This window comes from Pseudomonas hefeiensis (assembly GCF_030687835.1).
Classification (GTDB): Bacteria; Pseudomonadota; Gammaproteobacteria; order Pseudomonadales; family Pseudomonadaceae; genus Aquipseudomonas; species Aquipseudomonas hefeiensis.
Genome location: NZ_CP117449.1, coordinates 5,699,707 through 5,719,544 on the forward strand (window position 1 = coordinate 5,699,707; position 19,838 = coordinate 5,719,544).

General features: G+C 58.8%; 21 protein-coding genes and 1 pseudogene. 4 read left to right on the plus strand and 18 right to left on the minus strand.

Annotated elements, in window-relative coordinates; translation table 11 throughout:
- Positions 1–24: 24 nt before the first annotated feature.
- A complete protein-coding gene (locus PSH57_RS25725; RefSeq protein WP_422766060.1) occupies positions 25–2,487 on the plus strand; it encodes a TonB-dependent siderophore receptor in 2,463 nt (820 codons plus the stop codon).
- Between the two features lie 132 nt (positions 2,488–2,619).
- Positions 2,620–3,174 (plus strand): cysteine hydrolase family protein, encoded by a 555-nt coding sequence (locus PSH57_RS25730; RefSeq protein ID WP_305386147.1) that lies wholly within the window; start codon positions 2,620–2,622, stop codon positions 3,172–3,174.
- A gap of 56 nt (positions 3,175–3,230) precedes the next feature.
- On the opposite strand, the gene PSH57_RS25735 is transcribed toward PSH57_RS25730, so the two are convergent.
- Positions 3,231–3,515, minus strand: a complete 285-nt coding sequence (locus PSH57_RS25735) for a hypothetical protein (RefSeq protein ID WP_305386149.1) — start codon at positions 3,513–3,515, stop codon at positions 3,231–3,233.
- Positions 3,516–3,524: 9 nt separating this feature from the next.
- Positions 3,525–4,130, minus strand: a complete 606-nt coding sequence (locus tag PSH57_RS25740) for a tetratricopeptide repeat protein (protein ID WP_305386151.1) — start codon at positions 4,128–4,130, stop codon at positions 3,525–3,527.
- A 126-nt stretch (positions 4,131–4,256) separates the two neighbouring features.
- Between PSH57_RS25740 and PSH57_RS25745 the strand changes: the two genes are divergently transcribed.
- On the plus strand, positions 4,257–4,850 hold the full coding sequence (locus PSH57_RS25745; protein ID WP_305416213.1) for a hypothetical protein: 594 nt from the start codon (positions 4,257–4,259) through the stop codon (positions 4,848–4,850).
- Positions 4,851–4,992: 142 nt separating this feature from the next.
- Here PSH57_RS25745 and PSH57_RS25750 read toward each other — a convergent pair whose 3' ends face one another.
- Together PSH57_RS25750 and PSH57_RS25755 are read right to left on the minus strand one after the other, a co-directional pair.
- On the minus strand, positions 4,993–5,517 hold the full coding sequence (locus PSH57_RS25750; protein ID WP_186614519.1) for a single-stranded DNA-binding protein: 525 nt from the start codon (positions 5,515–5,517) through the stop codon (positions 4,993–4,995).
- Positions 5,518–5,526: 9 nt separating this feature from the next.
- A pseudogene (locus PSH57_RS25755) lies at positions 5,527–6,925 on the minus strand (MFS transporter).
- A gap of 179 nt (positions 6,926–7,104) precedes the next feature.
- On the opposite strand from PSH57_RS25755, the gene uvrA reads away from it, so the two are divergent.
- Positions 7,105–9,942: an excinuclease ABC subunit UvrA gene (gene uvrA / locus PSH57_RS25760; RefSeq protein WP_305444788.1), complete on the plus strand. Its 2,838-nt coding sequence runs from the start codon at positions 7,105–7,107 to the stop codon at positions 9,940–9,942.
- 93 nt (positions 9,943–10,035) lie between these two features.
- Here uvrA and bfr read toward each other — a convergent pair whose 3' ends face one another.
- From bfr to rpmD, 14 genes are all read right to left on the minus strand, one after another.
- Positions 10,036–10,500 carry a bacterioferritin gene (bfr, locus tag PSH57_RS25765; protein ID WP_305386159.1) on the minus strand — a complete coding sequence of 155 codons (465 nt, stop codon included), beginning with the start codon at positions 10,498–10,500 and terminating at the stop codon, positions 10,036–10,038.
- Positions 10,501–10,657: 157 nt separating this feature from the next.
- The gene (locus tag PSH57_RS25770; RefSeq protein WP_305386161.1) at positions 10,658–12,106 is read right to left on the minus strand and encodes a catalase; all 1,449 of its coding nucleotides are present in this window, start codon (positions 12,104–12,106) and stop codon (positions 10,658–10,660) included.
- Between the two features lie 199 nt (positions 12,107–12,305).
- Complete coding sequence (gene tnpC / locus PSH57_RS25775) at positions 12,306–13,832, minus strand: IS66 family transposase (RefSeq protein ID WP_305389529.1); 1,527 nt, start codon at positions 13,830–13,832, stop codon at positions 12,306–12,308.
- A gap of 83 nt (positions 13,833–13,915) precedes the next feature.
- Positions 13,916–14,251 carry an IS66 family insertion sequence element accessory protein TnpB gene (gene tnpB, locus PSH57_RS25780; protein WP_017279403.1) on the minus strand — a complete coding sequence of 112 codons (336 nt, stop codon included), beginning with the start codon at positions 14,249–14,251 and terminating at the stop codon, positions 13,916–13,918.
- Entirely contained in the window at positions 14,248–14,580 is a 333-nt protein-coding gene (gene tnpA, locus PSH57_RS25785; RefSeq protein WP_130208237.1) for an IS66-like element accessory protein TnpA, read from the minus strand. The genes tnpB and tnpA overlap by 4 nt, the downstream gene beginning before the upstream one ends.
- Before the next feature lie 163 nt (positions 14,581–14,743).
- Positions 14,744–15,130: a 50S ribosomal protein L17 gene (rplQ, locus tag PSH57_RS25790; RefSeq protein ID WP_003186009.1), complete on the minus strand. Its 387-nt coding sequence runs from the start codon at positions 15,128–15,130 to the stop codon at positions 14,744–14,746.
- 42 nt (positions 15,131–15,172) lie between these two features.
- Positions 15,173–16,174 (minus strand): DNA-directed RNA polymerase subunit alpha, encoded by a 1,002-nt coding sequence (locus PSH57_RS25795; RefSeq protein WP_003186012.1) that lies wholly within the window; start codon positions 16,172–16,174, stop codon positions 15,173–15,175.
- A gap of 22 nt (positions 16,175–16,196) precedes the next feature.
- Positions 16,197–16,817 carry a 30S ribosomal protein S4 gene (rpsD, locus tag PSH57_RS25800; RefSeq protein WP_003176404.1) on the minus strand — a complete coding sequence of 207 codons (621 nt, stop codon included), beginning with the start codon at positions 16,815–16,817 and terminating at the stop codon, positions 16,197–16,199.
- Between the two features lie 18 nt (positions 16,818–16,835).
- Positions 16,836–17,225 carry a 30S ribosomal protein S11 gene (rpsK, locus tag PSH57_RS25805; RefSeq protein ID WP_002555466.1) on the minus strand — a complete coding sequence of 130 codons (390 nt, stop codon included), beginning with the start codon at positions 17,223–17,225 and terminating at the stop codon, positions 16,836–16,838.
- A 30-nt stretch (positions 17,226–17,255) separates the two neighbouring features.
- Entirely contained in the window at positions 17,256–17,612 is a 357-nt protein-coding gene (rpsM, locus tag PSH57_RS25810) for a 30S ribosomal protein S13 (protein ID WP_047229770.1), read from the minus strand.
- A gap of 130 nt (positions 17,613–17,742) precedes the next feature.
- Positions 17,743–17,859 (minus strand): 50S ribosomal protein L36, encoded by a 117-nt coding sequence (rpmJ, locus tag PSH57_RS25815; protein WP_002555468.1) that lies wholly within the window; start codon positions 17,857–17,859, stop codon positions 17,743–17,745.
- A 30-nt stretch (positions 17,860–17,889) separates the two neighbouring features.
- Complete coding sequence (gene secY, locus PSH57_RS25820; protein WP_047229771.1) at positions 17,890–19,218, minus strand: preprotein translocase subunit SecY; 1,329 nt, start codon at positions 19,216–19,218, stop codon at positions 17,890–17,892.
- A complete protein-coding gene (gene rplO, locus PSH57_RS25825) occupies positions 19,219–19,656 on the minus strand; it encodes a 50S ribosomal protein L15 (protein WP_003186032.1) in 438 nt (145 codons plus the stop codon).
- 3 nt (positions 19,657–19,659) lie between these two features.
- The gene (gene rpmD, locus PSH57_RS25830) at positions 19,660–19,836 is read right to left on the minus strand and encodes a 50S ribosomal protein L30 (protein ID WP_003186033.1); all 177 of its coding nucleotides are present in this window, start codon (positions 19,834–19,836) and stop codon (positions 19,660–19,662) included.
- Positions 19,837–19,838 lie beyond the last annotated feature (2 nt).

The following is a 19,838-nucleotide window of genomic DNA, read 5'->3' on the forward strand; positions in this document are numbered from 1 at the left end:
TGCTATCCGCCAGGGAGTATCGCAGTGCCCGTCCAAACCCCTTTCCATTTCTTGCGCAACGGTTTGTTCCTCGGCGCCCTGGCTGCAACGCCAATATTCTGCACAACCGCCCAGGCCGAGCCAGCCAGCATCGATGATGTTCGCCAGTACGATATCGCAGCAGGCCAGCTCGACCAGGCGTTGAACCAATTCGCCACGACAGCCGGTGTGTTGCTGTCGGTGGACGCGCAACTGACCACAGGCAAGAGCACGCAGGGGCTCCACGGGCAATTCAATATTCCCGGGGCGTTGCAGCGTTTATTGGCAGGTTCGGGCTTGCAGGCAGTCAACAGCGGCAACGCCTGGTCCCTGCAACTCGCACCCGACAGCGCAACCTTGCAACTGGACGCCACGCTGATCGGCGCCCGCAGCATCGGCGAAAACCCCTGGGGCCCGGTCGATGGCATCGTCGCCACGCGCAGCGCCACGGGCAGCAAGACCGATAGCGCCCTGGTGGAGGTGCCGCAAACCATTAACGTGGTTACCGCTGACGAGATCAAGGCCCGAGGCGCCCAAAGCGTCACTCAAGCGCTGCGCTACACGCCTGGCATCACTGGCGGCGGCTTCTCTGACCGGGTGAAGATTTTTGATGAGCCTACCTCCCGTGGCATAAGCCCCGTCCCGTTGTATCTGGACGGCTTGCATTTGCCATACGGCGGAGGCAGTACCGGCGGCGCGCTGCAAATCGAACCGTATTCGCTGGAACGCATTGAAGTGCTCAAAGGACCGGCCTCGGTGCTGTACGGTCAGAACCAGCCTGGCGGTATCGTCAACATGGTCAGCAAGCGGCCAACCCTCGAACCCATCCATGAAGTGGCATTGAAGGCGGGCAGTTACGACCAGATGGGGGTTGGCGTGGATGTCGGGGGCCCCTTGGATGAACAAGGCACGCTGCTGTATCGCTTGACCGGGCTGGTCAATGACAGCAATTCGAGCATCGACTATGCCCAGCAAAAACGCCAGTTTCTCGCGCCGAGCCTGACCTGGCTCCCCAACGAAGACACCAGCCTGACCCTGTTCGCCCAGTACCAGCGCGACGACGCGGTACCGGAGGCGCAAGGCTTGCCTGCCCTGGGCACGGTGTTCAACAACCCCAATGGCAAAATTTCGCGGGACCTTTTCCTGGGCGAACCCGGCGTCAATGACTACAAGCGCAACCAATATGCCCTGGGCTATGAGCTGAGCCATCGCCTGAATGATGTCTGGACCTTGAAGCAGAACGCCCGTTATGCCGTGGTGGATGACCATTACACCGCCCCGCTGCATGGTTATCGTTTCGTCAACAACCCCGTCACCGGCGCCAACGACAAACGCTATATGACCCGCTACGGCGTCGACTGGTCGCAGACCAACAAGGTCTTCGGTGTGGATAACATTGCCCAGGCCGAATTCGACAGCGGCCCCCTGAAACACACCCTGATCACCGGCTTGGACTACTACCGGTTCAATTCAAAATTCAAAGGGCTGTACGACTACAACCCACCGATTATCGACATTTTCAACCCGGTCCACGGCCAGCCCCTCAACTTCGGCAATCTGTATCGATGGGACAACACCATCACCCAGACCGGCCTGTACATGCAGGACCAGATCAAGCTTGACCAATGGGTACTGGTGCTCGGTGGCCGCTACGACTGGACCGAAGTGGACAACAAGGAACCGGTCAGCGGTGCCCATAGCAACGTCCGTGACAGTGCCTTCACCGGGCGTGCCGGCCTGGTGTACCTGTTCGACAACGGCCTGGCTCCGTTCATCAGCTATGCCGAGTCATTCCAGCCGGTCAGCGGCCGTGATGCATCCGGCAAACCATTCGAGGCCACCACCGGCAAGCAGTATGAAATAGGTCTCAAATTCCAACCGCCAGGACAGCAGAGCTTTGTGCAGCTATCGGTTTATCAACTGGACCAGGAGAACATGCTGACCACCGATCTGGACAACCCGGGCTTCAACGGCCAGACCGGCGCCGTCCGCTCGACAGGTATCGAACTGGAAGGCAAGGCAAGCCTGAACAAGTCACTGGACATCATCGCGGCCGTCTCGCGCAACGATATTGAATACACCAAGGACAATGATGGTCGTCAAGGCAACCATCTGGCCGGCAGCTCGCCGCTGACCGCCTCCGCCTGGGTCAACTACACGTTCTTGGGCGAGACCCCGCTGGCCGGATTCGGCGCCGGGCTCGGTGTTCGTTATGTGCGCAGCAGTCCCGGAACCGAGTACCCGGGCACAGCCACCGCGCCCTCCTTCGACGTGCCATCCTTTACCGTGTATGACGCTCGCCTGTCCTACGACCTCGGCCAATCACCGCTGGGCCTCAAGGGCGTGAAGGTCGACATGAACGTGGAAAACCTCGACGACAAAAAATACGTTGCGAACTGCACCAGCAATTGGGACTGCTACTACGGCGATGGCCGAACCATGACGACAAGCCTGACGTACAACTGGTGAGACCGAGCCTGACAATGCAGCGTTATCGCTGCGTTGTCAGTTTTCCCTCGCTTATTGTCGTTGCGGCCAATCCTCGATCCGGTGGTAAGCGCCAATACTGGCGCCCTACCCAACCTGATCAAGGAAGCCCTCATGTCCAAGCAAGCACTCATCGCAGTCGATATCCAGAACGACTACTTCCCCCAGGGAAAATGGCCGCTGGTCGGTGTCGATGCCGCCGCCGATAACGCCGTACGGTTGATCGATGCCTTTCGCCAGGCCGGGAACAGCGTGGTGCACATCCGCCACGAATTCACCTCCGATGACGCGCCCTTCTTCACCCCAGGCTCCGAAGGCGCACAGTTGCACCCCAAGGTGCTCAACCACGCCGACGAACCCGTGGTCCTCAAGCACTTCGTCAATTCGTTTCGCGAAACCGAACTGCAAGCCCTCCTCGACCAGCACGGCATCGAGCAACTGGTGATAGTCGGCAGTATGAGCCACATGTGCGTTGACGGCGTCGTGCGGGCTGCGGCGGACTTGGGTTATGGCGTCACGGTGATCCATGATGCCTGCGCCACCCTCGACCTGGAATTCAACGGGGTCGTCGTGCCAGCCGCCCACGTACACGCGGCGTTCATGGCGGCGCTGGGGTTTGCCTACGCGAGTGTGGTGAGCACCGAGCAATTCCTGGCCGGCAATCACTAAACATACCGCACATAAAAACCGCGCTTCGTCGCCCAAGCGCGGTTTTGTCTCGCGTATCAACCGTGTGCCTGGAAGCGATCATGCAACAACCTTGGCATCGTCGCCACGAACCCCATCTGCAGCGCTTCGCGCGCCACCCCTTTCAACTTCTCGCCACGAGCCTGGTCGGCACTGCGCAGCCACTGTTCGGTGTTGCCCGCCAACAGGCAGGTTTCAGCGGCGGCCACGCGAAAGCGCAAGGCGTTGTGGGTCAGGCAGGCCCGGGTCAGTTGGGCCTCACCCCTCGCCAACCCTTCCAGCAGGATCGCTTCGAAACGGCTGGCGCCGAGGCTGCGCGCCAAAGCCAGGGCTCAGGTCAGCTCTTGTTCCGCCAAGGCGTCCTGGCCGCCCGCCACCAGCACCCAGGCGGCAGTGAGCCGCGAGAAAACCTGTGCCCGATGATTGCCCAGCCGGGCGCTGCATTCGATGGCCTCCATGGCATCCTGCAAGGCCAGCTCCGGCTGGCCCAGGTACAACTGCGCCGATCCACGGGCGCTGCGATCGCCTGCTTCCACGTGTGCCAAGCCATTGCGCTCGCACAGGCATAGGCATTGATCAAAAACCTCGTAGGCGGTCTGCATGCGCCCTTGTGCGTAATAGGAGTCGCCAATGCCACTCAAGGCCTTGGCCTCGGTCTCCAAGTCCCGACCGATGCGGGCAAAGGACAGGGCCTCCTCATGAAGGCGGCGACACTCGGCGTAATCGCCCCGTGGAAAATAAATATTCCCGCGCAGGTGATTCAACCGTGCGAGCGCCGTATGGGCCTGCATGGACCGGGCGATGGGCAGCATGTCCTCGATCAGCCGCTCCTCCTCGTCCAGGCAATCAAGGGTATTGAGGACGGCTGCGAGCCCCAACGCGGCCTCGATCTGATCTTGCGGCTGTTCGGCCAGTGTCAACGTCCGCTGAAAATGCACCCGGGCCTCCACGGTCCGGCCCTGTCCCTGGGCACTCGGTACTCCGGCATCAGTTGAAGGGATCGCGAGGTTCCAACGAACACCGGTTCCTACTGGATCAAGACGTTCGATTTCCACGCCAGCAAAGTGCACTACGCACCGATCTGGGCAACCAAGAAAACGGCGCAAGCCTTCGGCATGCCCCTGCTTGGCAACGGCGAATGCCTGCGTTTCGAGTATGACCAACTGATCCTGGGTCAATACACCTACGGCAAATGGGCCGGTCATCAATCGCCCTACCTGGGCCCGGCGCGCCAGCGCGAGCTGCTGACCTACAGCCCGACCGACCTCGAATACCATAACTTTCCCCACGCGTTCTTTTCCCGCTATGGGCGCTTGCCGCTGGTGATCAGCGTCGCTCGCTGGCGGCCTGCGTCGAGGGAAATTCATTTGGCCGATCTGTGGCTGCGGCCCGGCGATGCACTGGTCCTGCCCCCCAAGCATTACCCCGACATTGCCCCCAGTGACGCCCACGACGTCGAAAACTGGCCGGCCGTCGTGGACATGCATGGCAATCGAAACTCGGCGCTGGCCTGCTGGTTCGGGGAGGGTGAGGACTGTTTGCTGACGGAGACGATCCTGGCCAACTCGACCTTGATGAGCTCCCCCCAAGGCAAACCGCACTATCACGAAGAAAAAGCGCCGACGCGGCATGAGTTACCGGCAAATTACCGACCGTGAAGGGACAGCACGGCAGGTGAGCATGACCGCGATAGCCCGGTGTACCCAAGACACGAACCTGGCCTGCGCCCAGCAAAAAGCCCCAAGAGCAGAGCGCTTGGGGCTTTTCGGGAAACTACCTGCGTTATGAGTTCAGGCAGGATCAGAACGGAATATCGTCATCAAAGCTGTCGAAATCCGGAGCCGGTTGCGGCGCGGCCTGTTGCGGAGCCGCTGGGCGCTCACGTTGTGGCTGTGGCGCCGACTGCGGACGCGGCGCCTGCTGACGCGGGGCCGGAGCCGACTGCTGGTAGTTGTTGCCACCTTGCTGCTGGTCACCCTGTGGACGACCGCCCAGCAGTTGCATGGTGCCTTGCATGTCGACCACGATTTCGGTGGTGTAGCGCTTGATGCCGTCTTTTTCCCACTCGCGGGTCTGCAGCTTGCCTTCGATGTACACCTGCGAACCTTTGCGCAGGTATTCACCGGCGATTTCAGCCACCTTGCCGAACATCGACACGCGGTGCCATTCGGTCTTCTCGACCTTCTGGCCTGTCTGCTTGTCGGTCCACTGTTCGCTGGTCGCCAGACTCAGGTTGGTCACGGCGTTGCCATTGGGCAGGTAGCGAACTTCGGGATCCTGGCCGCAAGTACCGACCAATATGACTTTGTTAACCCCACGGGCCATAACGTTCTCCTAGGCTTCGCACGCGGTCGGGGCCGGGTTGTTCACCAGGCGCTCGAGCGTCGCGCGATCCAATAATTCGGTGTCCAGTTTGATATAAACGGCCGCTTCGTCGGCGACCACCACTGCATCGGTTACTCCAACGACGGCCTTAAGGCGCTCGGTCAGGCCTGCTTCGCGGATGGCTTCGGGCGACAACGGCAAGCGCAGGCTCGTCACATACGGAGGTTCGCGCATGGTAACAGCAAAGGCTAGCCAAAGTGCAGCCAGCGCGGCGCATCCCAGGAACACAACCGACAAACCGCCATGCTGGAACAGCCAGCCGCCGAGGATGCCGCCCAACGCCGAGCCGAGGAACTGGCTGGTGGAGTAAACCCCCATCGCCGTGCCCTTGCCGCCCGCGGGTGAAACCTTGCTGATCAGCGACGGCAGCGACGCCTCCAGTAGATTGAACGCGGTGAAGAACACCACTGTGCCAATCACCAGGGCCCGCAGGCTGTCGCCGAACTGCCAGAAGAATAGCTCAGTGAGCATCAGCGTCACGACGGCGCCGAGCAAAACTCGTTTCATTTTGCGTCGCTTCTCGCCATAGATGATGAACGGGATCATCGCGAAAAACGAAATCAGCAGCGCAGTCAGGTAAACCCACCAGTGCTGCTCCTTGGGCAAGCCGGCCTTCTCCACCAGCGCCAGCGGCAAGGCAACGAAGCTGGACATCAACATGGCATGGAGCACGAAGATGCCCAAGTCCAGGCGCAGCAGGTCCGGGTGCTTGAGCGTCGGAATCAGCGCCTGGCGGGCCACACCCGATTCGCGGTGCTGCAACGGCCCGGTGGAACGCGGCACCATGAACGCCACGATCAGGATGCCCACCAGCGCCATGGCCCCCGTGACCAGAAACAGGCCCGACAAGCCAAAGGCGCGGGTCAGCAACGGCCCGACGACCATGGCGACGGCGAATGACAGCCCGATCGTCATGCCGATCATGGCCATGGCCTTGGTCCGATGTTGTTCGCGGGTCAGGTCCGACAGCAAAGCCATGACGGCCGCGGAAATCGCCCCGGCGCCTTGCAGGATGCGTCCGGCGATCACGCCCCAGATCGAATCGGCATTGGCCGCCAGCACACTGCCTAGGGCGAAGACAATCAAGCCCAGATAGATGACGGGACGCCGGCCGATGCGGTCGGAAATGACCCCGAACGGGATCTGGAAAATCGCCTGGGTCAGGCCGTACGCGCCAATCGCCAACCCGATGAGAGCCGGGGTCGCGCCTGCCAGATCCATCCCATAGGTCGCCAGCACCGGCAAACACCATGAACATGCCCAGCATACGGAAGGCGAACACCAGGGCCAGACCGCTTGCCGCGCGGGTCTCGCCGCTGCTCATGCGTTCGCTGTGGGGATCGTGCATGGAAAAACCTCGTGTGAACCGGCGGCGATTCTACCAGTCCCATCGATTGAGGGGGTATATCGCGACCGTTTGCCGCGCAGTCTTCATGTATGACTGTAAACTCACTTTCAATAGTGTGCATCCATCCAGTATTTGCCCGTATACTCCTACGTTTTCGACGCCCGCCGAGCGAGGCCACTTTGGACAAGATCCTGATTCGTGGGGCCCGTACCCACAACCTGAAGAACATCGACCTGACCCTGCCACGGGACAAGCTGATCGTCATCACCGGCCTGTCCGGATCCGGCAAATCATCCCTGGCCTTCGACACCCTGTACGCCGAAGGCCAGCGGCGCTATGTCGAATCGCTGTCGGCCTACGCCCGGCAGTTCCTGTCGATGATGGAAAAACCCGACGTCGACACCATCGAAGGCCTGTCGCCGGCAATTTCCATCGAACAGAAGTCGACTTCCCACAACCCGCGCTCAACCGTCGGCACCATCACCGAGATCTTCTACGACTATCTGCGCCTGCTGTATGCGCGAGTCGGTATTCCCCGGTGTCCCGACCACGACATCCCGCTGGAGGCCCAGACCGTCAGCCAGATGGTCGATCTGGTGCTGGCCCAGCCCGAAGGCAGCAAGTTGATGCTGCTGGCGCCGGTCATCCGCGAGCGCAAGGGCGAACACCTGATGGTCTTCGAAGAATTGCGCGCCCAAGGCTTCGTTCGGGCACGGGTCAACGGCAAACTGTGCGAGCTGGACGAACTGCCGAAGCTGGATAAACAGAAGAAGCATTCGATCGATGTGGTAGTCGACCGTTTCAAGGTCCGGGCCGACCTGCAGCAGCGGCTGGCCGAGTCCTTCGAGACGGCGCTGAAACTGGCCGACGGCATCGCCCTGGTAGCGCCGATGGACGACGAGCCCGGCGAAGAAATCATCTTCTCGGCGCGCTTCGCCTGCCCGATCTGCGGCCACGCCATCAGCGAGCTGGAACCCAAGCTGTTCTCCTTCAACAACCCGGCCGGCGCCTGTCCGACCTGCGATGGCCTGGGGGTCAAGCAGTTCTTTGACACCAAGCGCCTGGTCAATGGCGAACTGACCCTGGCCGAAGGCGCGATTCGCGGCTGGGACCGGCGTAACGTCTACTACTTCCAGATGCTCGGGTCGCTGGCGGCCCATTACAAGTTCAGCCTGGACAAACCCTTCAACGAACTGCCCGCCGACAAGCAGAAATTCATCCTGCACGGCAGCGGTTCGCAAAGTGTCGACTTCAAATACCTGAACGACCGTGGCGATATCGTCAAACGCTCGCACCCGTTCGAAGGCATCGTGCCGAACCTGGAGCGGCGCTATCGCGAGACCGAATCGGCCAGCGTGCGCGAAGAGCTGGCCAAGTTCCTCAGCACCCAGCCCTGCCCCGATTGTCGCGGTACCCGTTTGCGTCGGGAGGCGCGGCATGTGTGGGTCGGTGAGAAAACCCTGCCGGCGGTGACCAACCTGCCGATTGGGGACGCTACCGACTACTTTGGCGGCTTGAAGCTCACCGGGCGCCGGGGCGAAATTGCCGACAAGATCCTCAAGGAAATCCGCGAGCGCCTGCAATTCCTGGTGAACGTCGGCCTGGACTACCTGACCCTCGATCGCAGCGCAGATACCTTGTCCGGCGGCGAAGCCCAGCGTATTCGCCTGGCCAGCCAGATCGGTGCCGGCCTGGTGGGGGTGATGTACATCCTCGATGAACCGTCCATTGGCCTGCACCAGCGGGACAACGACCGATTGCTCGGGACGCTCAAGCACCTGCGGGACATCGGTAACACGGTGATCGTGGTCGAACACGACGAGGACGCGATCCGCCTGGCGGATTACGTCGTGGACATCGGCCCCGGTGCGGGCGTGCATGGTGGACATATCGTCGCCCAGGGCACGGCCGCCGAAGTCATGGCACACCCCGACTCCCTGACCGGCAAATACCTGTCGGGCCGGGTAAAGATCAAGGTCCCAGCCAAACGTACGCCGCGCAACAAGAAGCTGTCGCTGAGCCTCAAGGGCGCCCGTGGCAACAACTTGCGCAACGTCGACCTGGACATCCCGATTGGCCTGCTGACTTGCGTGACCGGCGTGTCCGGCTCCGGCAAATCGACGCTGATCAACAACACCCTGTTCCCCCTCAGCGCCACGGCCCTGAACGGCGCCACTACCCTGGAAGCCGCTGCCCACGACAGCATCAAGGGCCTGGAGCATCTGGACAAGGTCGTCGACATCGACCAGAGCCCCATCGGCCGCACACCGCGTTCCAACCCGGCGACTTATACCGGGCTGTTCACGCCGATCCGCGAACTGTTCGCCGGCGTGCCGGAGTCCCGTTCACGCGGCTATGGCCCGGGGCGCTTCTCGTTCAACGTCAAGGGCGGACGGTGCGAAGCCTGCCAGGGCGACGGTCTGATCAAGGTCGAAATGCACTTCTTGCCGGACATCTATGTGCCGTGCGACGTGTGCAAGAGCAAGCGCTACAACCGCGAAACGCTGGAGATCAAGTACAAGGGCAAGAACATCCACGAAACCCTCGAGATGACCATCGAAGAGGCCCGGGTGTTCTTTGACGCAGTGCCGGCATTGGCGCGCAAGCTGCAGACGCTGATGGATGTAGGGCTGTCGTACATCAAGCTTGGCCAATCGGCGACGACGTTGTCCGGCGGTGAGGCCCAGCGGGTCAAGCTGTCTCGCGAGCTGTCCAAGCGCGATACCGGCAAAACCCTGTATATCCTCGACGAGCCGACCACGGGCCTGCACTTCGCCGATATCCAGCAATTGCTCGACGTCCTGCATCGTCTTCGCGACCACGGCAACACCGTGGTGGTGATCGAGCACAACCTGGATGTGATCAAGACGGCGGACTGGCTGGTAGACCTGGGGCCGGAAGGCGGCTCCAAGGGCGGTCAAATCATCGCGGTGGGTACACCAGAGGAAGTCGCCGAGATGAAGCAGTCGCACACTGGCTACTACCTCAAGCCGTTGCTGGAGCGTGACCGGGATTGATGTAACCGGACACGAAAAAGCCCCTGTCATTTGATTGATGACAGGGGCTTTTTGTTTTTCTGTGGGAGCGAGCTTGCTCCCACAATGACCTCATCAGAACTGCGACTGCAGGTAATTCTCCAACCCGATCAGCTTGATCAAACCCAGCTGCTTCTCGAGCCAGTAGGTATGGTCTTCTTCGGTGTCGGCGAGTTGGATGCGCAGGATCTCGCGGGTCACGTAATCGTTGTGCTGCTCGCAGAGCTCGATGCCCTTGCACAGCGCGGCACGAACTTTATATTCCAGGCGCAGGTCGGCAGCGAGCATGTCTGGCACCGTGGTGCCGATGTCCAGATCATCCGGGCGCATGCGTGGCGTGCCTTCGAGCATCAGGATCCGACGCATCAACGCATCGGCATGCTGTGCCTCTTCTTCCATCTCATGGTTGATACGTTCGTAGAGCTCGGTAAAACCCCAGTCCTCGTACATCCGCGAGTGGATGAAATATTGATCACGGGCTGCCAGTTCACCTGTCAGCAGCGTGTTGAGGTAATCGATTACGTCTGGGTGACCTTGCATCGCCCTACATCTCCACAAGCTTTGAAGGCTCTAGTTTGACCCAAGCTGACCACAAGGTCACTCGCCTATCGCAATAAAAGCGAAGAAAATCCGAGAAAAACCGGTTAAATAACGCAAAAACCGCCCAATTGAGGGCGGTTCTGCTTCTCGTTTAGACTTAGTTAAGCTGTACGCCCAATGCTTTCGCGATGCCTTCACCATAAGCGACATCCGCCTTGAAGAAGTGCTGCAACTGACGATCGACGACATCCGCCGATACGCCGGCCATTGCACCCGCGATGTTGCTGATCAGCAGGGCTTTCTGCGCATCATTCATCAAGCGGAACAGCGCACCGGCGTGACTGTAGTAGTCGGTATCTTCGCGGTGATCGTAACGGTCTGCCGAACCACCGAGCACCAAGGCTGGCTCTGCATAACGCGGAGCCTGCTTAGGGGCCTCGGCGTAGCTGTTTGGCTCGTAGTTTGGGGCGGCACCACCATTGCTGCCGAACGCCATGGCACCGTCGCGCTGGTAAGTGTTGGCCGGGTTGCGCGGCGCGTTGACTGGCAATTGCTGATGATTGGTGCCCACACGGTAGCGGTGCGCATCAGCGTAAGCGAATACACGACCTTGCAGCATGCGATCCGGCGAAAGGCCAACCCCTGGAACCATATTGCTCGGCCCGAATGCCGCCTGCTCAACCTCAGCGAAGTAGTTCAGCGGGTTACGGTTGAGCTCCAGTTCGCCGACCTCAATCAACGGAAACTCTTTCTGCGACCAGGTCTTGGTCACGTCGAAAGGGTTCTCGTAGTGGGCCGCGGCTTGGGCCTCGCTCATGATCTGGATGCAGACGCTCCATTTCGGGAAATCACCACGCTCGATCGCATTGAACAGATCACGCTGAGCGTAATCCGGGTCGGTACCCGCCAGGCGTGCAGCTTCAGCCGGCGCCAGGTTCTTGATCCCTTGCTTGGTCTTGTAGTGCCATTTCACCCAGTGACGCTCACCTTGGGCGCTGATCAGGCTGTAGGTGTGACTGCCAAAGCCGTGCATGTGACGGTAGCCATCGGGGATGCCACGATCAGAGAACAGAATGGTGACCTGGTGCAACGCCTCCGGCGAATGCGACCAGAAATCCCACATCATTTGGGCGCTTTTCAGATTGCTTTGGGGCAGACGCTTCTGGGTGTGGATGAAGTCGGGGAATTTCAGCGGATCGCGGATGAAGAACACTGGGGTGTTGTTACCCACGATGTCCCAGTTACCTTCCTCGGTGTAGAACTTCAGGGCGAAACCACGTGGATCGCGCTCAGTATCAGCAGAGCCACGCTCACCGCCCACGGTGGAAAAGCGCAGGAACGTTGGGGTCTGCTTGCCAACCGACTCAAACAGCTTGGCGCTGGTGTACTGGGTGATATCCCGGGTTACGGTAAATGTGCCGTAAGCGCCCGATCCCTTGGCGTGTACACGGCGCTCGGGAATGTTCTCGCGATTGAAGTGAGCGAGCTTCTCGATAAGGTGGAAGTCGTCGAGCAACAGCGGGCCACGCGGGCCAGCGGAGCGAGAGTTCTGGTTATCGGCGACAGGAGCGCCGCTGGCGGTCGTAAGCGTTTTGGTCTGGCTCATGCTCAATCTTCCTAGGTCGGTCTTCGAACTGCCGGCTAATCGGCTGGAAAGGAGTATTGATCATGATAGTGACAGTATCCAAATTCATTAAATCATGGATATCGATAGTCATTATCTAATGACGCCTGTTGGCAGCGCGAAACCAGGCGAAGCGCACCTTCATTTTTTCGTAAGCGTCCGCCCAACACACCTTGTGTGATTAAACGGGCGCCCACCTGTGCGGCAACAGCTCGGTTATCTCACTCGCACGCTGCGTCGGCAGGCGTGTAAGAACATCCTTCAAGTAAGCATACGGATCATGTCCGTTGAGCCGCGCCGACTGGATCAAACTCATGATCGCCGCCGCACGTTTACCGCTGCGTAACGAGCCCGCGAACAGCCAGTTCGAGCGCCCAAGAGCCCACGGGCGGATTTGATTCTCGCACCAGTTATTATCGATGGGCACAGCACCGTCATCGAGATAGCGCGTCAGCGCTATCCAGCGTTTGAGGCTGTAATCCAGGGCCTTGGCGATGGCCGAACCCTCAGGCACAAGCTGTCTTTGGGCGGTCATCCAGGTATGAAGTGCGTCGGCGATTGGCGCTGCTTTTTCCTGCCGTATTCGCTGTCGATCACCCAGTTCCAGCTCGCGGACTTCTCGTTCAACTTCGTACAAGGCCGCGATGTAGTGCAGCGCTTTTTCGGCGATCTGGCTCTTGTTGGTCGCATGCAAGTCGAAGAACTTTCGGCGGGCATGGGCCATGCAGCCGATCTCCGTGACGCCCAGTTCAAAGCCTGCCTTGTAGCCGGCAAAGTCATCGCAGACCAGCTTGCCGTTCCAACTGCCCAGGAAGGCTCGGGCATGTTCGCCAGCGCGGCTTGGGCTGAAGTCGTAAACGACCGCCGCCAGGTCGGAGAACTGACTGGTGGCATAGGCCCAGACATAAGCGCGATGAGTTTTTTTAGCGCCAGGCGTCAGCATTTGTACCGGCGTCTCGTCGGCGTGAACGATGCCGTGCGTCAGCACGGCTTCGCGCAGCGCATCGACTAGTGGTTGGAGTTGCACGCCGCAGTTGCCCACCCACTGCGCCAAGGTCGAACGGGCGATGGGCAGCCCGGCGCGACCGAAGATTTTTTCCTGACGATACAGCGGCAAATGATCAGCGAACTTGGCCACCATGACATGGGCCAGCAGGCCTGCGGTCGGTATGCCTTTGTCGATGACGTGCGCCGGTACCGGCGCCTGGATTAGCGTTTCGCACTGCTCGCAGGCCCATTTCCCACGGATGTGACGCTCGACGGTGAACACGCCGGGCGTGTAGTCGAGTTTTTCACTGGCCTCTTCGCCGATGCGCTTGAGAGCACAGCCGCACTGGCAATGGCTGTTGTCCGGTTCGTGATGGATCAGCGTGCGAGGAAATTGCGGCGGCAGCGCTGCGCGCTTAGGTTGCTGGCGCACTTTGGCTTCGACGGGTGTCGGTTGCAGCGCCTCAAGCTCGGCTTCGATAGCGGCAATATCAGTATCGATCAAGTCGTCGAGCAAGCTGGCCTGATCTGGACTTAGTTGCTCGCTGCGTTTGGCAAACTTGAAGCGCTTGAGCAGCGCGATCTCGTGGGCCAGCTTCTCGTTGACCGACTTTTGATGATTGATCTGCTTGTCCATCGTCTCGACGCGCTGGATCAACTGCGCCGCCAAAGCACGCAGTTCTTCAGGGTTTAATTGATCGAGATTCGGATGCGAAGTCATGCCGCCGATTTTGCCAGAGAGGGCTATGGGCGGCGATAGACTGATGCGCCAATTGCGCTGGCAAGCAGGCCATGGCAGGCGAGTTAGAGCACCGTGATGGCTCCTCCGGAACCGACGCGTTGCCAAGGTAAGCCGAGCACCAAGGCTTGAAGTTGCTCTGCATCCAGCTCGACTTCAGAGCCGTGCCGCACGCCAGGCCAAAAGAAACGTCCTTGATTTAAGCGCCGGGCAGCAAGCCAAATCCCCAAGCCATCATGCACCAGCACTTTCATGCGATTGGCACGACGGTTGGCAAACAGATAAGCACAGTGCGGCTTCGCCGCACCGAACACCGCCACGACCCGCGCCAGCGCAGTTTCAGTGCCGGCGCGCATGTCCATGGGCTCGGTGGCGAGCCAGATGGAGTCGATGCGGATCATCGCAGCAGGTCTCGCAGGAAAGCAGAACACGCCGCTGCATTTTCTGCCGGCCAACTCACCACGACTACGCCTTTTGGATGCGGCACTTCGATTCGGATCGTGGCAGGAAGGGCCTGATGCATCGGCACCGGCGGCGATGTCTTGACCGGGATGAAGGCGGTTTGAAGTGTCAGGTTTTTCTGCGCATGCACGCGTATCCATTTATGGACGAGGTTGGCGTTGAGGTTGTGGGTCAACGCGACATTAGCGATCGAGGTGTCAGGCTGCGCGCATTCGGCGATGACCTGGGCCTTGAAGGACTTTGAATAGGAACGGCGTTCTTGTGGCATAGGCGTCCGCTTAAAAAGGCTAAAAATGGTGTCCACTTAAATTTAGGTGGACACCATCGCCTCAAGCGACGGTGTCAGGAAGGTGTGTTGCCCGGACGGTTACATTTTTTCGACCGCACACAAAAAACCGGGCACTAGGCCCGGTTTTTTGTATGTTGCCGTCTTACTCAGCGGATACAGCTTCACCGCTGGTAGCACGATCAACCAACTCGACGTACGCCATAGGCGCGTTGTCGCCAGCGCGGAAACCGCACTTGAGGATGCGCAGGTAGCCACCCTCACGGGTAGCATAACGCTTGCCCAGGTCGTTGAAGAGCTTACCAACGATAGCTTTCGAGCGAGTACGGTCGAAAGCCAGACGGCGGTTAGCCAGGCTGTCTGTCTTGGCCAAAGTGATCAGCGGCTCAGCAACGCGGCGCAGTTCTTTGGCTTTCGGCAGTGTAGTTTTGATCAGCTCGTGCTCGAACAGCGACACCGCCATGTTTTGGAACATGGCCTTGCGGTGCGAGCTGGTGCGGCTCAGGTGACGACCACTTTTACGATGACGCATGGTTCATTCCTTACCAAACACAACGTTCGGTGATTACGACGATCAGGCAGTCGCCTTGTCGTCCTTCTTAAGACTTGCAGGCGGCCAGTTGTCGAGGCGCATGCCGAGGGACAGACCGCGGGAGGCCAGAACGTCCTTGATTTCAGTCAAGGATTTCTTGCCAAGGTTCGGAGTCTTCAACAGCTCTACTTCGGTGCGCTGAATCAGGTCGCCGATGTAGTAGATGTTTTCCGCCTTAAGGCAGTTAGCCGAACGTACAGTCAGTTCCAGATCGTCAACCGGGCGAAGCAGGATCGGATCGATCTCGTCTTCCTGCTCGACAACCACTGGCTCACTGTCACCCTTGAGGTCGACGAACGCAGCCAACTGCTGTTGCAGGATGGTTGCAGCGCGGCGAATGGCCTCTTCAGGATCCAGGGTACCGTTGGTTTCCAGATCAATAACCAGCTTGTCCAGGTTAGTACGCTGTTCGACACGGGCGTTTTCCACCACGTATGCGATACGGCGAACCGGGCTGAACGAAGAGTCAAGCTGCAAGCGACCGATGCTGCGGCTTTCGTCTTCATCGCTCTGACGCGAGTCTGCCGGTTCATAACCACGACCACGAGCTACGGTGAGCTTCATGTTCAGGGCGCCGTTAGACGCCAGGTTAGCGATTACGTGATCGGGGTTAACGATCTCGACATCATGATCCAGCTGAATATCGGCAGCGGTAACCACCCCCGAACCCTTCTTCGACAAGGTCAGCGTAACTTCGTCACGACCGTGCAGCTTGATAGCCAGGCCTTTAAGGTTCAACAGGATTTCAATTACATCTTCCTGTACACCTTCGATGGCGCTGTACTCATGGAGCACACCGTCAATTTCGGCCTCGACTACTGCACAGCCAGGCATTGAGGACAACAGGATGCGGCGCAGCGCGTTGCCCAGGGTGTGGCCAAAACCACGCTCGAGAGGCTCGAGTGTGATCTTGGCGCGGGTTGGACTGACAACCTGCACATCAATATGGCGGGGTGTCAGGAACTCATTTACCGAAATCTGCATGGATGCACCTATTTTCTAGCCCTTACTTGGAGTAGAGCTCGACAATCAGGCTTTCGTTGATGTCGGCGGACAGATCACTGCGAGCAGGAACGTTCTTGAAAACGCCCGACTTCTTCTCAGTGTCTACTTCTACCCATTCTACGCGGCCACGTTGGGCACACAGATCGAGAGCTTGGACAATGCGAAGTTGGTTCTTTGCTTTCTCGCGAACAGCAACCACGTCACCAGCACGAACCTGGTAGGACGGAACGTTTACGGTCTGACCGTTAACGCTGATCGACTTGTGCGATACCAGCTGACGGGATTCGGCACGAGTAGAACCGAAACCCATACGGTATACAACGTTGTCCAGACGGCATTCGAGCAGTTGCAACAGGTTTTCGCCGGTTGCGCCCTTCTTGCCAGCAGCTTCTTTGTAGTAGCCGCTGAATTGACGCTCGAGAACGCCATAGATACGACGGACCTTCTGCTTTTCACGCAGTTGGGTGCCGTAATCGGACTGGCGGCCGCGGCGTTGGCCGTGGATACCAGGTGCTGCTTCAATGTTGCACTTCGATTCGATCGCGCGCACGCCGCTCTTCAGAAAGAGATCGGTGCCTTCGCGACGAGCGAGTTTGCATTTTGGACCAATGTAACGAGCCATTCTTTACAATCTCCTGGATTACACGCGGCGCTTCTTCGGCGGACGGCACCCGTTGTGCGGGATTGGCGTCACGTCGGTGATGCTGGCGATCTTGTAGCCACAGCCGTTCAAAGCGCGGACTGCGGATTCACGACCTGGACCTGGACCCTTGACGTTAACGTCGAGGTTTTTCAGGCCGTATTCCAGCGCAGCTTGACCAGCACGCTCAGCAGCTACCTGAGCAGCGAACGGGGTGGACTTGCGGGAACCGCGGAAACCCGAACCACCGGAGGTTGCCCAGGAAAGAGCGTTACCTTGACGGTCGGTAATGGTCACGATGGTGTTGTTAAAAGAAGCATGGATGTGGGCGATGCCATCAACCACTGTCTTTTTAACTTTTTTACGAGGACGAGCAGCAGGTTTTGCCATGATTAAATTCCTGTCGATTCGCTGGGGCGATTACTTGCGGATCGGCTTACGCGGACCTTTACGGGTACGCGCGTTGGTCTTGGTACGCTGACCGCGTACTGGAAGACCACGACGATGACGCAGACCGCGATAGCAACCGAGGTCCATCAAGCGCTTGATTTTCATGTTGATTTCGCGACGCAGGTCACCTTCAGTGGTGAACTTCGCCACTTCGCCACGCAGCTGTTCAATCTGCTCGTCGCTCAGATCTTTGATCTTTGCCGCTGGGTTGACCCCAGAGACTGCACAAATTTTCTGTGCAGTAGTGCGACCAACACCATAGATGTAGGTCAGCGAGATAACAGTATGCTTGTTATCTGGAATGTTAACGCCTGCAATACGGGCCATTCAGTGGGACTCCAATTGACAGCTACCTACGCCCCGGAAGCCAAGAAATAGGGCGCGAGATAATATCGCTGTAATAACAAATAATCAACCCGGCAGCGCACTAGCTGCCGGGCTTAAAGCACAATCACACTCAGCCTTGGCGCTGTTTGTGACGCGGTTCCGCGCTGCAAATTACCCGAACAACGCCTTCGCGGCGAATAATCTTGCAGTTACGGCACAGCTTTTTCACCGATGCACGAACTTTCATCACCAACTCCTCGAACCTTATGGACGCTACTCAGCGCAACATGCCGCTGCCGTAGCCCTTCAGGTTGGCTTTCTTCATCAGGGATTCGTACTGGTGCGAAACGAGGTGCGATTGTACTTGGGACATGAAGTCCATCACAACCACGACCACGATCAGCAACGAGGTCCCGCCAAGGTAGAACGGAACGTTTGCCGCAACCACCAGGAACTGGGGAAGCAAGCAGACGGCCGTCATATAGAGAGCACCGAACAAGGTCAAACGAGTCAAAACGCCATCAATGTAGCGCGCCGACTGCTCGCCTGGACGGATACCCGGAATAAAGGCACCGGACTTCTTCAGGTTTTCCGCTACGTCTTTCGGATTGAACATCAACGCCGTATAGAAGAAGCAGAAGAAAATAATCCCTGCACTAAACAGCAGAATATTCAACGGCTGACCAGGAGCGATCGACTGCGAGATGTCCTGCAGCCAGCCCATACCTTCAGACTGACCAAACCAGGCACCCAGCGAAGCCGGGAACAGCAAAATGCTGCTCGCAAAAATAGCCGGGATAACACCGGCCATATTCACCTTCAGCGGCAAGTGGCTAGTCTGCGCAGCAAATACCTTGCGGCCCTGCTGACGCTTGGCGTAGTGAACAGCAATGCGACGCTGACCACGCTCAATGAACACCACGAAACCGATAATCGCTACTGCCAGCAAACCGATAGCAACCAGGGCGAAAATGTTGATGTCACCCTGACGTGCAGACTCGAAAGACTGCCCGATCGCTCTCGGAAGACCGGCGACGATACCTGCGAAAATCAACATCGAGATACCGTTGCCAACACCACGCTCAGTAATCTGCTCACCCAGCCACATCATGAACATCGCACCCGCCACAAACGTGGTTACCGCGACGAAATGGAAGCCAAAGTCACCAGTGAACGCTACGCCCTGCCCCGCCAGACCGATGGACATGCCAACGGCCTGAACAAGAGCAAGGACGACGGTGAGGTAGCGGGTGTACTGGCTGATCTTGCGACGGCCAGCTTCACCTTCCTTCTTCAACTGTTCCAGCTGTGGGCTGACGGCGGTCATCAGTTGCATGATGATCGATGCCGAGATATACGGCATGATCCCCAGTGCAAAGATACTCATCCGCTCCAGCGCACCGCCGGAAAACATGTTGAACAAGCTAAGAATGGTCCCCTCATTCTGTCGAAACAGGTCCGCGAGTCGGTCCGGGTTGATACCTGGAACCGGGATGTGTGCGCCTATTCGGTAGACGATAATCGCCAGGAACAGAAAACGCAGACGAGCCCAGAGTTCAGACATACCGCCTTTGCCGAGCGCAGAGAGAGCACCTTGCTTAGCCATTTATTCCTCGAACTTGCCGCCAGCTGCTTCGATAGCCGCACGCGCACCTTTGGTGGCGCCGATTCCCTTTCCGATGGTGACAGCGCGAGCAACTTCGCCCGACAGCATGATTTTCACACGCTGTACGTTCTGGTTGATCACGTTGGCATCCTTCAGGGACTGCACGGTGACGATATCGCCATCCACTTTAGCCAGCTCGGACAGACGCACTTCTGCGCGGTCCATGGCCTTCAGGGAAACGAAACCGAACTTCGGCAGACGACGATGCAGCGGCTGTTGACCGCCTTCAAAGCCTGGAGCAATGGTGCCACCGGAGCGGGAGGTTTGACCTTTGTGGCCACGGCCACCGGTCTTGCCCAAACCACTACCAATACCACGGCCCGGACGATGCTTTTCGCGACGGGAACCCGGCGCTGGACTCAGATCATTGAGTTTCATCGATTAACCCTCTACACGCAGCATGTAGTAGGCCTTGTTGATCATCCCGCGATTCTCGGGAGTATCCAGGACCTCTACAGTGTGACCGATGCGACGCAGACCCAAACCCTTAACGCACAGTTTGTGGTTAGGGATGCGGCCGGTCATGCTTTTGATCAGCGTAACTTTTACGGTAGCCATGA